The 14,034-nt window shown below is 47.5% G+C and carries 12 protein-coding genes and 3 pseudogenes; 11 read left to right on the forward strand and 4 right to left on the reverse strand.

All coding sequences use genetic code 11. From position 1 onward, the window contains the following. Positions 1–104: 104 nt before the first annotated feature. Together LBCZ_RS04620 and LBCZ_RS04625 are read left to right on the forward strand one after the other, a co-directional pair. Positions 105–1,001 (forward strand): ABC transporter ATP-binding protein, encoded by an 897-nt coding sequence (locus LBCZ_RS04620; protein WP_025013053.1) that lies wholly within the window; start codon positions 105–107, stop codon positions 999–1,001. Beyond that, positions 994–2,225: pseudogene (locus LBCZ_RS04625) on the forward strand (ABC transporter permease). Before LBCZ_RS04620 ends, LBCZ_RS04625 begins: the two are co-directional and overlap by 8 nt. Before the next feature lie 426 nt (positions 2,226–2,651). On the opposite strand, the gene LBCZ_RS04630 reads toward LBCZ_RS04625, so the two are convergent. Both LBCZ_RS04630 and LBCZ_RS04635 read right to left on the reverse strand, forming a co-directional pair. Then, positions 2,652–3,194: a 3'-5' exonuclease gene (locus tag LBCZ_RS04630; protein ID WP_025013054.1), complete on the reverse strand. Its 543-nt coding sequence runs from the start codon at positions 3,192–3,194 to the stop codon at positions 2,652–2,654. An 11-nt stretch (positions 3,195–3,205) separates the two neighbouring features. Beyond that, positions 3,206–3,964: an exodeoxyribonuclease III gene (locus LBCZ_RS04635; protein ID WP_025013055.1), complete on the reverse strand. Its 759-nt coding sequence runs from the start codon at positions 3,962–3,964 to the stop codon at positions 3,206–3,208. A 134-nt stretch (positions 3,965–4,098) separates the two neighbouring features. Between LBCZ_RS04635 and murB the strand changes: the two genes are divergently transcribed. From murB to LBCZ_RS04670, 7 genes and pseudogenes are all read left to right on the forward strand, one after another. Beyond that, positions 4,099–5,001 carry a UDP-N-acetylmuramate dehydrogenase gene (murB, locus tag LBCZ_RS04640; RefSeq protein WP_025013056.1) on the forward strand — a complete coding sequence of 301 codons (903 nt, stop codon included), beginning with the start codon at positions 4,099–4,101 and terminating at the stop codon, positions 4,999–5,001. A gap of 33 nt (positions 5,002–5,034) precedes the next feature. Further along, on the forward strand, positions 5,035–7,146 hold the full coding sequence (locus LBCZ_RS04645) for a cation:proton antiporter (RefSeq protein ID WP_025013057.1): 2,112 nt from the start codon (positions 5,035–5,037) through the stop codon (positions 7,144–7,146). Between the two features lie 269 nt (positions 7,147–7,415). Then, positions 7,416–7,955, forward strand: coding sequence for a helix-turn-helix domain-containing protein (locus tag LBCZ_RS04650; protein WP_010489279.1), 540 nt, complete (start codon positions 7,416–7,418; stop codon positions 7,953–7,955). 13 nt (positions 7,956–7,968) lie between these two features. Further along, positions 7,969–9,057 carry an ABC transporter ATP-binding protein gene (locus LBCZ_RS04655; protein WP_025013058.1) on the forward strand — a complete coding sequence of 363 codons (1,089 nt, stop codon included), beginning with the start codon at positions 7,969–7,971 and terminating at the stop codon, positions 9,055–9,057. Positions 9,058–9,153: 96 nt separating this feature from the next. Continuing rightward, on the forward strand, positions 9,154–9,978 hold the full coding sequence (locus LBCZ_RS04660; RefSeq protein ID WP_025013059.1) for an ABC transporter permease: 825 nt from the start codon (positions 9,154–9,156) through the stop codon (positions 9,976–9,978). Next, positions 9,968–10,801: an ABC transporter permease gene (locus LBCZ_RS04665; RefSeq protein ID WP_010489273.1), complete on the forward strand. Its 834-nt coding sequence runs from the start codon at positions 9,968–9,970 to the stop codon at positions 10,799–10,801. Before LBCZ_RS04660 ends, LBCZ_RS04665 begins: the two co-directional genes overlap by 11 nt. Beyond that, positions 10,785–11,093 (forward strand): annotated as a pseudogene (locus tag LBCZ_RS04670) (spermidine/putrescine ABC transporter substrate-binding protein); the annotation flags it as partial. The gene LBCZ_RS04665 and the pseudogene LBCZ_RS04670, both read left to right, overlap by 17 nt. A 53-nt stretch (positions 11,094–11,146) precedes the next feature. Here the strand turns inward: LBCZ_RS04670 and LBCZ_RS04675 are convergent. After that, the gene (locus tag LBCZ_RS04675) at positions 11,147–12,040 is read right to left on the reverse strand and encodes an IS3 family transposase (RefSeq protein WP_010493862.1); all 894 of its coding nucleotides are present in this window, start codon (positions 12,038–12,040) and stop codon (positions 11,147–11,149) included. Then, positions 12,037–12,714, reverse strand: a complete 678-nt coding sequence (locus tag LBCZ_RS04680; RefSeq protein ID WP_010493863.1) for a helix-turn-helix domain-containing protein — start codon at positions 12,712–12,714, stop codon at positions 12,037–12,039. The genes LBCZ_RS04675 and LBCZ_RS04680 overlap by 4 nt, the downstream gene beginning before the upstream one ends. 64 nt (positions 12,715–12,778) lie before the next feature. Between LBCZ_RS04680 and LBCZ_RS04685 the strand changes: the two are divergent. Beyond that, positions 12,779–13,552: pseudogene (locus tag LBCZ_RS04685) on the forward strand (ABC transporter substrate-binding protein); the annotation flags it as partial. Between the two features lie 222 nt (positions 13,553–13,774). Then, positions 13,775–13,966: a hypothetical protein gene (locus tag LBCZ_RS16700; protein WP_010489269.1), complete on the forward strand. Its 192-nt coding sequence runs from the start codon at positions 13,775–13,777 to the stop codon at positions 13,964–13,966. Positions 13,967–14,034 lie beyond the last annotated feature (68 nt).

Genomic DNA, 14,034 nt, shown 5'->3' on the forward strand with positions numbered 1-14,034 from the left:
ATCATTGGCTATGATAGTTAAAGATTATATTTTGATAAGCAAAGTATACATGCTACACTGTTAGCAATGTGGAGCATGACATGAATTAAGAAAGTAGGTGTGCAATGTTAGCAGTTAAAGATCTCGTCAAGACTTTTGGCACCATGACGGCGGTTGATGATGTGAGTTTTACCGTCAAGCCTGGCGAAATTATGGGACTGATTGGCCAAAACGGGGCCGGTAAAACAACGACGTTCCGAATGATTTTGAATTTTTTGACCCCAGACTCCGGAACGATTACCTGGAATGACCATCCGTTCACGGCCAAGGATTATGACATCATCGGCTATTTGCCTGAAGAACGCGGTTTATACCCGAAGATGCGCGTGCAGGATCAGATTATTTATTTTGCCCGATTGCGCGGGATGAAGACGGCGGATGTGAAAGCCCGGATTCCCGAATGGTTGGAACGTTTTCAGGTTAAAGGCAAGGCAACCGATAAAATCAAGGACCTGAGCAAAGGTAACCAGCAAAAAGTGCAAGTGATTGCGACCATGATTCATATGCCTAAACTGGTGATTCTAGATGAGCCTTTCTCAGGGTTGGATCCGGTTAATGCAAGCTTGCTAATGGCTGGTATTGAGATGCTAAAAGACAATGGCGCGGCGATTATTTATTCCAGCCACGATATGGCCAATGTCGAAGCCATCTCGGATCATTTGGTGATGCTGAAGCAAGGAAAAATGGTCTTAAATGGCGCTGTCGGTGACATCCGCGAAAGCTTTGGCCGGACGAAACTCTTCATTGAGTCAGGCTTATCCCGGGATGATTTGCAAGCCTTTGACGGTGTGACGAATATTCGTCAACATGGTCAGGAATTTGAATTGACGCTGGCAGATCCCGCAGTGGGCCGCCAAATTTTTGAAAAAGCAGTTGCCAATGGGTACATACCGGAATTTCGGCAACAGCCGCCAACGCTTGATGAGATTTTCCGCTTGAAAGTTGGTGAAACACATGCATAAATTCTGGGTCGTCATGAGTCAGGTTTACAAAAAGAATGCCAAAAGCGGTTCGTGGATCTTTTTGGTCTTATCGCCATTGCTTTTTACATTGCCAAAACGCAGGCACCCGCCCAAGTGGCAGTCGTCAGCGATGTCAGCGCAGTCAGTCAGGCATTAAGTAAGCAAAACAACGATGATTTGCATTTCAAAGTGTACCCATCGAGTGAAAAGGCCGATGCGGCGCTGAACGATGAGAAAGTTGACGGCATTTTAACCGTCAGTGCCAAAGATCAATTCCGTTCGCGCTATGTTTCGCGGGATAACGGCCAAGAGGTGGATAAAACCACTTTGGTCACGGCACTCAGCGGTTTGAAACTTAGCAGCACCGCAGCAAGTATGCATCTCACGGCAGCGCAAGTCAGTGCACTGACGCAACCGCCAATGGTCAGCACTAAAACGGTGGCCATCGAAAACGGCAAACAGGTGACCAAGTCAAACTCAACGCAATTGATGAATCACGGGGTTGCGGTTGTGGTCATGATTTTGATCTTGATGGTGACCATGGTTTATGGCTCGATTCTTGCTCAGGAAATTGCTACGGAAAAAGGCTCGCGCATCATGGAGATTCTTTTGTCTTCGGTGAGCGCAACCGCCCAATTCTTCGGTAAACTGGCCGGAATCTTCGCGTTGTTACTGACACAGCTGGCAATTTATGTGGTTGCCGGGGTGATTAGTTGGCAATTCGTCAAAAATCAGTCGTTTGTGTCCGGTGTTTTGAAACAGTTTGACTTCTCGATTCTGGTGTCTGGCACCACAGCAATGATTGTCGTTTTCTTCATCATCGGCACCTTGACTTACTCAGTACTGGCTGCACTGACCGGTTCGCTGGTTTCCAATCAGGAACAGGTCCAACAGGCGGCCATGCCGATTAGTATGCTGGGGTTGATTGGGTATTTCATTACGATTGCGGCTCAATCAAGCGATTCGGCTTTGGCACAGATTACCAGCTATGTTCCATTCCTGAATGTCTTTGTGATGCCCACCCAGATGTCATTAGGTCGGGCCAGCATGGGCGAGGCGTGGATCAGCGTCGCCATCAGCCTCGTCTTCCTCGTGCTGTTTACCATGTTTACGGTAAAAGTCTACCGGAACAATGTGTTGGTTTACTCCGGTTCAGGCTTGTGGCAGTCGATGAAAACGTCCTTTAGCATCTGGAAGTCAGAGCGTAGCGTTGCTAAAAAGTGATATGACAGGACAGCACAGCACAGTTTCTAAATTAAATTGATACTGAGCCATAATTTTGTCTGAGCGTTCACAGTTTAGCGAATTCCAAAGGTCAAAGAAGTTTAGGCAATAAGCTCCGAGCCGTGCCAAACTCCGCAATCTCCGGCCAGCTGGGGATGGAACGCTGTGGGCACGACTTTGAACCCGCAAAAACCGCGGTTTCAAAGCTCGTCCTTGTTGTAGGCGGGGCAAAGACCGCCCCACCAACAACAATTCCACGGCTGATCCCCATCTGGCCTACGATTGCTACGCTTTGGCACTAATATCTTAAAAACTCCAACCAAATTAACCTTGTGGAATAAAAAACGAACGCATTCCGAAATTGGATACGTTCGTTTTTATGTTCGGCTAAAAATTATGATCTTCATTCAGATTTTGGCCTATTCATCAACCAGCCTTAGCCAGTTTCATCATGGCTTTCGCTCGGGCTTCACCAAAATGTTTGTTCTCGGCAATGAGAATCCGCGCGCAGGCATAACTATCTGCCAACGCGTTGTGGTGATGTTCCAGCGGAATTTTTAACGCAGCACTGACCGTATCCAACCGATGATTCGGCAGCTTCGGTAAAAATTGCCGTGAAGTCCGAACAGTGTCGATCACCTGATACCGCGGCGCAGCGATGCCATACCGGTCAAGTGTCAGGCGCAACACCGACACATCAAACGGGGCATTGTGAGCCGTGACAATTCGGCCGGGAGTATAAAACATCTGGATATGCGGCCAAACCTGATCAAAAGTCGGCTGGTTCTGAACCATATCCGGTGTGATCCCGTGAATGCGAATATTTTGCGGGTCAAAGCGCATCTGCGGGTCGATGAGCGTGTAGAAACTATCAACAACCCGATTTTGCTGCACAACCACTAAGGCAAGCGAACAGGCCGAGGCCCGTTTGCGATTCGCAGTTTCAAAATCCATGGCAATAAAGTCCATTATTGACGCTCCTATAGTAAATCTTGCGTAGTGAGTTCAACCGGGCAGTGGTCACTGCCCATGATATCGGTGAGAATTTTGGCATCTTTGACATATGGCTGAAAGTTTGAACTGGCGACAAAGTAGTCAATGCGCCACCCGGCATTATTGGCGCGCGCGTGAAACCGATAGCTCCACCAAGAATAAGTGACCGTATCGGGATACAGATAGCGGAAAGTGTCGATAAAGCCGCTCTTAAGCTGCTTGGTAAAATCGGCACGTTCCTCATCGGTGAACCCAGCGTTGTGGTGATTGGTCTTATCATTCTTAAGGTCGATCGGTTCATGGGCAACGTTTAAGTCACCGCAATAAACAAGGGGCTTTTTGGCCGCCAACTGGTTAGTGTAGTCGCGAAAATCCTTATCCCACTGTTGACGATAATCGAGTCGCTTGAGCTCGCCGCCAGAGTTGGGAGTGTAAACCGTCATCAAGTAAAATTTGGGATATTCAAGCGTAATGATGCGGCCTTCCTTATCGTGCTCGGGAATCCCCATGCCGTAAGTCACATTGAGCGGTTTGTGTTTCGTAAAAATCGCGGTGCCTGAATAACCTTTGCGTTCCGCGTAATTAAAATACTGATAGTAGCCAGGAAGATCAAGCGTCACTTGGCCTGCCTGCATTTTGGTTTCCTGAAGACAAAACCAATCAGCATCCAGTTCATTAAAAATGGTCATAAAGTCTTTTTTTAAGACGGCTCGCAAGCCATTCACGTTCCATGAAATTAATTTCAAAACGTTCACTCCTATCGCTACATTACTCTTTTATTCTACTAGACTTTTCTAACAAACGCACGGAGAGGTAAGTGTTCACAAGCGTCAAATTCTGCTAAAATATATAAGTAGTCTTTTTGAAAGGACCTGATGTTGTGGTAGATGCACCACGGATGCTTGAAGGGATCACCATCATGCATGATGAACCGTTAAGCCATTATACGTTTACAAAAACCGGTGGGCCAGCCGATATACTGGCGTTTCCTAAAAACGTTGCCGAGGTTAGGACTTTAGTTGAATCGGCCCGGCAGCAGCATTTGCCTTTGACGGTCATCGGAAACGCAAGTAATTTAATTGTGCGCGATGGCGGTATCCGTGGACTGGTCTTGATTTTGACGGCCATGAACGAGATTACGGTGAACGATAACACCGTAACGGCTCAGGCTGGCGCACGCCTCATTGACACGACTGAAGCTGCGTATCGCGCCGGATTGACCGGTCTTGAGTTCGCGGCCGGAATTCCAGGTAGTGTCGGCGGCGCACTTTTCATGAATGCTGGGGCATACGGCGGTGAAGTCTGCAATGTCATCAGCAGCGCCCATGTGTTGACGCGCGCAGGTGAATTCAAAACCTATAACCATCGCGAATTGAAGTTCTGGTATCGCCATAGTATTGTTCAGGATACCGGCGATGTTGTGTTAAGCGTTACTTTTTCCCTGAAACCCGGCGATAAACCGGCAATTCGCGCCAAAATGGACGAACTGAATGCAAGACGGGCGGCTAAACAGCCATTGGAATATCCGTCTTGCGGTTCAGTCTTTAAGCGGCCGCCGCATCATTTTGTCGGTCCGATGATTCAAAAAGCCGGACTGCAAGGCCACATTATTGGTGGTGCGCAGGTTTCAATGAAGCATGCAGGCTTTATCATCAATTTGGGTGACGCAACTGCCACTGATTATCTGGATATGATCCATCTGATCCAGAAAACGGTTAAGGCCAAATTTGGTGTCGATTTAGAAACTGAAGTCCGCATCATTGGCGAACCCTTGCAGTCATAGCCTACATTCAAAATAAAAGAAAGGGGCCCCACAATGCATTTAGTCGAAGCCGTCTTGTTTTTGATGGCGCTGGTCATCGTGTCAAACGTGCTCAGCCACTACATTGTCGCTGTCCCGGTATCTTTGATTCAAGTCGCGCTGGGACTCGGCGCGGCTTTGTTTTTTCATTTAACGATAAACTTAGCGACCGACTGGTTTATGCTCTTGTTCATTGCGCCGCTTTTGTATTACGATGGACGCCATTTTCCGCGGCGGGAGTTATGGGAACTGCGTGGACCGATCATCGGAAATGCGATTTTTCTGGTTTTTGCAACGATGCTGGTTGGTGGTTACCTGATTCACTTCCTAATCCCGCCATTGCCGCTGCCTGCAAGTTTTGCCTTGGCCGCGATTCTCAGCCCGACTGATCCGATTGCGGTTCAGAGCCTGGCCAAGCGGACCCATCTGCCGAGTGGGGTCTTGCACTTGGTCAGCGGTGAAAGTCTGATCAACGATGCCAGCGGCTTGATCGGCTTCAAATATGGCATTGCCGCAACGTTGACCGGGACATTTGCTTTTGGACACGCCGTTCAGGACTTCCTCTATGTGGCGTTAGTTGGCGCATTGGCCGGGCTTGTTTTAATCGGGATCATCAACCTAAATCGTAACTGGTTATTGCAACAAGGGATCAATGATGTGATTCTGCATACGATTTTGCAGGTGTTAACGCCATTTTTTATTTATTTGATTGTTGACGAATTCATGCACGCTTCCGGCGTTATTGCCGTTGTCGTGGCAGGACTATTGAGTAATACGCAGCATAATCGATATGTGGCCGCTTTGCCGGAACTAAGAATCGTGTCAGAGCGGACTTGGGATTTAATTGTTTACACGCTTAACGGAATTATTTTCCTGATTCTGGGCATTGAGCTTCCGGTGGCGATGCGCGATACGATTGCTGATCATGAAGTCAGCACGTTACAGGCACTCGGCTTTGTCGTGTTGGTCTATCTAGGCATTCTGATTCTACGAACCTTATGGATTTATGGCTATATGTTGCTGACGGTGCGATCAAAAGGTAACCAGCCTTCATGGCGCGCGGCATTGTTGAGCGGCATTTCAGGAGTGCGCGGTGCTATTACGCTGGTCGGGGTATTCGCGGTACCAGCCGCACTGGCCAATGGTGATCCGTTCCCGGAACGCAGCCTGATGTTATTTATCGCGGCTGGTGTTGTGGTGCTGAGTCTGATTGTTGCGATCATAGCTCTGCCGATCGTAACCCGATCTGTCGCACCTTTGCAAACGCGTGGTTCCACTATTGCAGCGACCGATGACGAGACTGAAGATGATGAGGATCACGCCAATGATGTCCGGATTATTTCGTTGAGTCAGGCACAGATGTTTGTGTACCAAATGGCCGTGCGTCGTGTTGAATCCGAGCGACGGGAAAATAATCAAAAAGCGGCACTGGATCTCATCGCAGAATATCAGAATCTGATTCGGCGACTGGAACTGGCTGAAGACACCGGGGCAGCGATTCCACCGCTGGTCCAAGATGAGCTCGACCTGCGCAAAGTCGGGGTTCAAGGCGAATTATATGCGTTGGATGATTTGTGGCGCGAAAATAAAATTATGTCAAAAAGCTACGCCAAAGCGCGCAAGCAATTAAAGCACCGAATGGATGATTTGGACTCGATGGCTAAACGCTCGGGCCGGCCGACACTGCGGATGCTTTTTGACCGTTCTGCGTTGCGACTATCACACTTCTGGTACACGGTAGCCAGTGAGCAGAACCGCTCGCATCGCTTCTTTAACGAGAAATTGTTCATTGAAAAAGAAACGGCAAAAGGCGGGTTGAAGTACTTGTCGAAATTTCTCCGGCAAAAAGAAAACAAGGCTCACCATTACAATCGCCAGGTGATTTATTCATTGATTGTCCAGTACCGCAATCGCCTCGCCTCGGTCAAGGCATTGAATACGCATAAATCCACCCAGTACGAACATGAGCTAAGTCGGTTGCGCGCCATCGCGTTTGCCACAGAACGAACAGCTATCCATGATTTGATGGAAAAAGGCTACATCACCATGACGATGGCCCAGCGGCTGAATCAAAATGTTAACTTTACCGAAAATGCGGCGACTCTGACGTCTTTGGAGGAAGTTTGATCTTAGAAGTCTGGCTATAGAGCGGCACTATTCTTAATAGATAAACGAACGGCGGCATCCTTTTCTTAAAAGAAAATGCGATGCCGCTGTTTCTGTGCTGCTAACGATTTAGGCGATATTCATTAAATTTTCAGCCAGGCAATCCCGCTTGAAAAATATTTTTGCCCATCTCAGTTATAAAAGCTTGCGTTGATGCATGACATTTGTATAATAGGCAGAGTCAGTAAACTTGAAGTTTAGTTTAAAGAAACCTAAAAAGGCGGTGTGCCATGGACATTGGTAGTAAAATTCGTGATCTGCGCATTCGAAAAAACCTGACACAGGAAGAACTCGGGGAGCGGACCGACTTATCGAAAGGGTATATTTCGCAGGTTGAACATGACCAGAGTTCACCGTCACTCGAGACCTTCTTTGATATTCTGAGCGTTCTAGGCGAATCTCCAGCAGACTTTTTCCGGGAAGAGCCGGTTGATTCGCTGGTTTACCACGAAGAAGACCAGGTCACTTATCTGGATGAGGATAAAGGCTACCAACTGAAGTGGCTGGTGCCGGAAAGTAATGAAAATGAGATGGAGCCGGTGATGATCGATTTTGCGCCGGATGGCATTTTTAAAACGTTTGAACCATCCCCGGCCGAGACCTTTGTTTACGTCGTCAGCGGCAAAGTGAAACTGCTGCTGGGCGATCAGGCTTATGTTGCCAAAAAAGGCGAAACCATTTATTTTCACGCAACGAAACAACATCAACTTGTCAACGCAGCAACGGGTCGCAGCAAGTGCCTGCTGGTTGCGACAGCATCTTATTTATAAGGAGTTGGGGTCATTGAGCAACATTATTGTGGAACTGAAGCATGTCGGCAAGCGTTATGGCGACACGCAAGTATTAAAAAATGTCAATATCGAAATCGAACAAGGAAAGTTTTATACGCTGCTTGGCCCGTCTGGCTCCGGTAAAACAACGATTTTGCGCGCCATTGCAGGATTTTTGGATGTCTCGGAAGGCGAAGTTCTTTTTGATGGCAAAAAAATAAATGATGTCCCGGCTAACCAACGTAAGGTCAACACAGTTTTCCAGGATTACGCGCTATTTCCGCACCTTAATGTCTTTGACAATGTTGCATTTGGGTTGCGGTTGCATTGTATGAGCAAGGACACGATTCAGGCTAAAGTGACGGATGCGCTTAAAATGGTTCGGCTGCAAGGGTATGCCGACCGGGAGATTTCTGAGCTATCGGGCGGCCAACAGCAACGCGTCGCCATTGCCCGGGCGATTGTCCTTGAGCCGCAAGTGTTGCTTTTGGACGAACCATTGTCAGCACTTGATGCCAAGCTGCGTAAGGATATGCAGTACGAACTGCGCGAATTGCAGGAACGGCTGGGGATCACCTTCTTATTTGTGACCCATGATCAAGAAGAAGCGCTGGCACTGTCGGATGAAATTTTTGTCATGAACGATGGCCAGGTCCAGCAAAGTGGCACGCCGGTCGATATTTACGATGAACCGGTCAATCACTTTGTTGCGGACTTTATTGGCGAAAGTAATATCATCCCCGGCCATATGATTAAGGACTTCCTGGTTGAATTCAATGGTAAACAGTTTGAATGCGCCGACGCCGGCATGCGGCCAAATGAACCGGTTGAAGTTGTCCTGCGTCCAGAAGATTTGGACATCACGGCAGCCGACGCCGGCAAAGTGAATGTCGAAGTTGACACCCAACTGTTCCGCGGCGATTATTACGAAATTGTCGCGTACGACCAACTGAAAAATGAATGGTTGATTCATTCGACAAATCCGGCAAAAGACGGGGAAACAGTCGGATTAACCTTTGATCCCGAAGATATTCACGTCATGCGGTTGAACGAATCCGAAGAGGAATTCGACGCACGGCTGGAAACCTACGAAGGCGACTGATTCGTGGTAGGGGGATGGGTGTCTGTTGGTGTTTATAGGCTGGAAAGGCCAACACTTGGCAGGCACCATTAGATTTTGAATCTGAGGAGGGTCATCGTGAAAAAATCCACCACGAATGTTGCATTTTACACGCCTTATGTGATGTGGCTCGCACTATTTGTCATTGCGCCAATGGTGTTGATCGTTTATCAAAGCTTTTTTGATATCAGCGGCCATTTTACCTTGGCGAATTACCAAACTTATTTTAAATCCGGCACTTATATTATGATGACGATAAATTCGGTTTGGTATGCTTTTTTGATCACCTTTGCCACGTTGCTGATCAGTTATCCGACTGCTTATCTGCTGCATTATGCCAAGCACAAGCAACTGTGGCTGTTACTGATCATTTTACCGACGTGGATCAACTTGTTGCTAAAAGCATATGCGTTCATCGGCATCTTCAGCCAGGACGGCGGGGTCAACAGTTTCTTAGGAATGTTTGGGATTGCGCCGCAACAATTTCTCTTTACTGATTTCAGCTTTATTTTTGTTGCTGCCTACATCGAAATTCCGTTCATGATTCTGCCGATTTTCAATGCGATTGAAGAGCTGCCGGAAAATCTGGTGAATGCCTCGCAAGATCTGGGGGCAAAAGGCTGGCAGACGTTTACCAAAGTGATTTGGCCGTTGACGATTTCAGGGGTCAAATCAGGGGTTCAGGCGGTTTTCATTCCCAGTTTAAGTCTGTTCATGTTAACCCGGTTAATTGGCGGGAATCGAGTCATCACCCTTGGCACCGCCATTGAAGAGCATTTTTTGACGACAATGAACTGGGGTATGGGCTCAACGATCGGCGTGGTCTTGATTGTTGCCATGTTTATCATCATGTTCCTGACCGGTGAACGAAAGAAGAAAGGGGTGCGCCGTCATGAAGCGTAAGTTTAAGTGGTCCAACCTTTATCTGATTTTCGTGTTCATCTGTCTGTATGTGCCGATTTTTTATCTCGTGATCTATTCGTTTTCGACTGGTGACCGGATGAGCAACTTCTCCGGCTTCACCTGGAAACATTACGCTGAGCTATTTGCGGATACGCGAATGATTCAGATTGTTCTGGATACGTTGCTGGTGGCGTTGCTGTCGAGCTTAATTGCGACAATTATCGGTGCATTAGGCGCGCTGGCCATTGATCGAACCAGCCGTCCCGTGATGAAAAATACGGTCCTGTCACTCAACAACATTTTGATGGTAAGCCCGGATGTTATTATCGGTGCCAGTTTTCTGATTTTTTACACGGCGTTAAAGGTTCCGCTGGGATTCTGGTCGGTGCTGATGAGCCACATTGCCTTTTCCATTCCGATTGTGGTGCTGATGATCCTGCCGCGTCTGCAGGAAATGAGTCACTCCTTGCTGGACGCCGCTCGTGACTTGGGTGCTTCCAACTATCAGGTGCTGACACGCGTGATCGTGCCGTACATCACGCCTGGTATTTTCTCGGGATTCTTTATGGCATTTACGTACTCGCTGGATGATTTTGCCGTGACCTTCTTCGTCACCGGCAATGGTTTTGAAACGTTGGCTGTCGAGATTTACGCTCGTGCCCGCCAAGGTATAAGCTTGGAAATCAATGCGTTATCCGGGGTCATGTTCGTCTTTGCCTTACTGCTGGTTGTCGGTTACTACTTCCTGCAACGGGCCGGTCAAAGTCGGCGGGCCAAGCACAAGCGAGAAAGCGAGGCGTTGATCAATGAAACGACTCATTAGTATTGCGGTCGCCATCCTGGCCGTCTGCCTGGGATTAGCCGTTTGGAGTCAGGACCTGCAAAAATCCCAAGGCAATACCGGCGACAACACGCTGAATCTTTTCAACTGGGGCGATTATATCGATCCTGCATTAATCAGTAAATTTGAAAAGCAAACCGGCTATCATGTGAATCAGGAAACATTCGATTCCAATGAGGCCATGTTTACCAAAATCCAGCAAGGCGGCACCAGCTACGATTTGACCGTCCCGTCGGATTATATGATTGAGAAAATGAAAAGGGCACATCTGCTTGCGGTCGGCCCTGTCAAGTTGACAGATGAAATAATATAAAATTTTGGTAGCCTTTAGATGGCCTTATTCCAGTATTCTTCTGGGGTAAGGCCGTCTCTTTGTCCTGAACGGTTGTCGTGATTGAAATAGTGGATCCCGTCTTCAACGAGCTTGACGAATTCCTTGTAAGTCTTTGCCATTGGATGACGATCCATCCACCGCAGTTTAAACTCGTTCCACCAGCGCTCTATCGGTGCGTTGTCATAGGGCGTTCCCGGCCGTGACATACTTCGTGTGACTTCAAATTGGTTGAGGTAGCGGTTGAATGCCTTGGATGTATAGGCGGAACCACGATCAGTATGAATGAGCGGATGGACGTTGCCAGCGCGAGTGAAAGCGCGCTGGAAGACCTGAATCTCGGCAGCGGTTGTTTCGGTTGCACTCAGGTTGTAAGCCAACAGATTGCGGCCATAGAGGTCAAGAACGCCACTGAGGCGCATCTTGTACTCGCCGTTGATACCGTATTTCAACTCGGTTGAGTCGGCTAGCCAGACTTGATTAGGGCGTTCCACGTAGAAACATTGATTGAGCACATTGTCTTGCAGGTACTGTTCAGATTGCTTGACGCGACTATGCCGTTTTTGGCGGATCTGACATCGAATGTCAAGCTCGCGCATGACGCGACGAACTTGTTTGATCGTGATCGGAAAGTCAATCAGCTCATCTTGTTGTAAGTTGATCAGAAGATTCCCAGCACCAATGCCTTGGCGATGAAAATCAAACCAATATTGAGTCCGCTCCTTAAGCCGCCGATCGTGGACCTCCCACACTGTTTCCTCCCGCCTTAAGCCTTTGTAATAAGCTTGACGGCTGATGCCAATAACGTCCAATAACTTTGTGACAGCGCCATGTTGGCCTTGACTAACTTCTTCGATGGCACGGTAAGCTTGTCGGTGTTGTTTGATCACTCCTTGTGCTGGATTTCCAGTAATTTTTTTACAAAGGCCTCCACTAGCTCTTTGTCCTTGAGCTCAGCTTCTAGTTGACGAATGCGCAGTTTGGCCTTGTCTAATTCGGTTAGATCACGCTTGTCTTTGTGGTGACCACGGTTATCTACCAGCGTCTCATAACCGCCTTCGCGAGCCTTGATCACCCAAGACCGTGCCTGTTGATAAGACACATCAAAATGGGCTGCCGCTTCAGTATAGGAGTGCTTACCCTTAGTGACATATTCAACGACTTTAATGCGTTCTTCGAAGGTGGTTGTACGACTCATGGTGGGGACCTGCTTTCTAGACGGTGAAGCCGTCAAAGATTGATGATCCCTATTATACATGGCTATCCATCTTTGCAATTGTGTTGATGAGCGCAGACCAAATTGCATCGTGACTTCGGCTAATGACCCTTCACCACTGAGATAAGCAAGTACTGCTTCAAGCTTTTGTTCCTTGGTATAATGTTGATTCTTTCGAGCTTCCTCTAATCCCTTAATCCCATCGCGTTCATAGCGCGCCTGCCAACGTTGTAATGTGCGATCACCAAGACCGTGTTGACGGGAGAAACTACTGATACTTATATTCGAATGTCTGAACTCCTCCAATATGAGTAACTTTTCTTGAGCTGTATGCTTAGATCTGGGCATAGAAAATCCCTCCATGATCATCAGATGAATTATGATATTTCATCTGACAACCATAAAGGGATTATCGCAGCTATTGCCGCTTGATAAAAGTAAATTGAACGGGATGCAGAATATGGATCCACGTTTAATTAACAAAGAATTCGATCCTGGCAATAAATACAGCATTCCTTATTTCTGGGGAACACTGGGGATCATTTATAATGACAAGTTTGTCAAAGCCAGCGAAGTTCAGCACTGGAATCAATTATGGAATCCTAAGTTCAAAGATTCGATCATGCTCATCGACTCAGCGCGCGATGTTTTTGCGCCAGCGTTGATTTCAATGGGAAAGTCTGTTAACGAAACCAATCCGCAGACGCTGGCAGTGGCCAAAGCCAAACTCGATCAATTGTCGCCCAACGTCAAGGCAGTTGTCGCCGATGAAATCAAAATGTATATGGCTGAAAACGAAGCTAAAATCGCTGTCGACTGGTCAGGTGAAGCCAGTGAAATGCTGGCCAACAATAAACACCTGCACTATGTCGTTCCGCGAGAAGGCAGCAATCTCTGGTTTGACAACCTAGTCATTCCAAAAACCGCCAAACATTTCAAAGCCATTTACGCCTTTCTCAACTTCATGATGGAACCCAAAAACGCCGCTCAAAATGCCGAATATGTCGGCTATGCGACGCCAAATGCCGCAGCCAAAAAATTGCTGCCAAAAAGCGTCCAGAATGATCGGCAGTTCTATCCAGATGACGAGACCATGAAGCATTTGGAGATCTATTCAGACCTTCCGCCGGCGAAAGTTGGGCTGTACAATGACTTATTCTTAGAATTTAAGATGTACCGCCGGTGAGAACTCGTATCTAAAACTATCCGCATCAGACGGGAAAAAGTCCCTGACCGGTGCGGATTTTTTGTTTTGAATTTATGATGGTTTTTATAGTATCAAACAAGCCGCAACCATTAAGCCTCCAAAATGGTGTCAAGTCATCTTAACCAGACAGATTGAAAGAAAGCATACAGTAGTCCCAGGCAGCTCAATCAGATATGATAGGTTGTATATGAGGTGACCCAAATGAGAAAACATAGTCGGCACAACGAAGGTTTGTGGCTCGATATCATTTGTTGTCTGAGTCTGTGGTTGGCAGTGGTTTGTCTGCTATTAGCAGCTTTGGCAATTAAAGTGAACCGACCTTATATCATCATCATGCTGGCCTTTGGGCTTTGCGCGCTAGGTGAGACGGTCACGGTTTTTAAAAAGTGGTGATACTGCAGCTGGTCTGTTCCGTTAATCCGGTTGGTGAGGCAATGAGAACACATAGAGTCATTAAAGGC

The organism is Lacticaseibacillus casei DSM 20011 = JCM 1134 = ATCC 393, from assembly GCF_000829055.1.
In the GTDB taxonomy this organism is placed as follows: Bacteria; Bacillota; Bacilli; order Lactobacillales; family Lactobacillaceae; genus Lacticaseibacillus; species Lacticaseibacillus casei.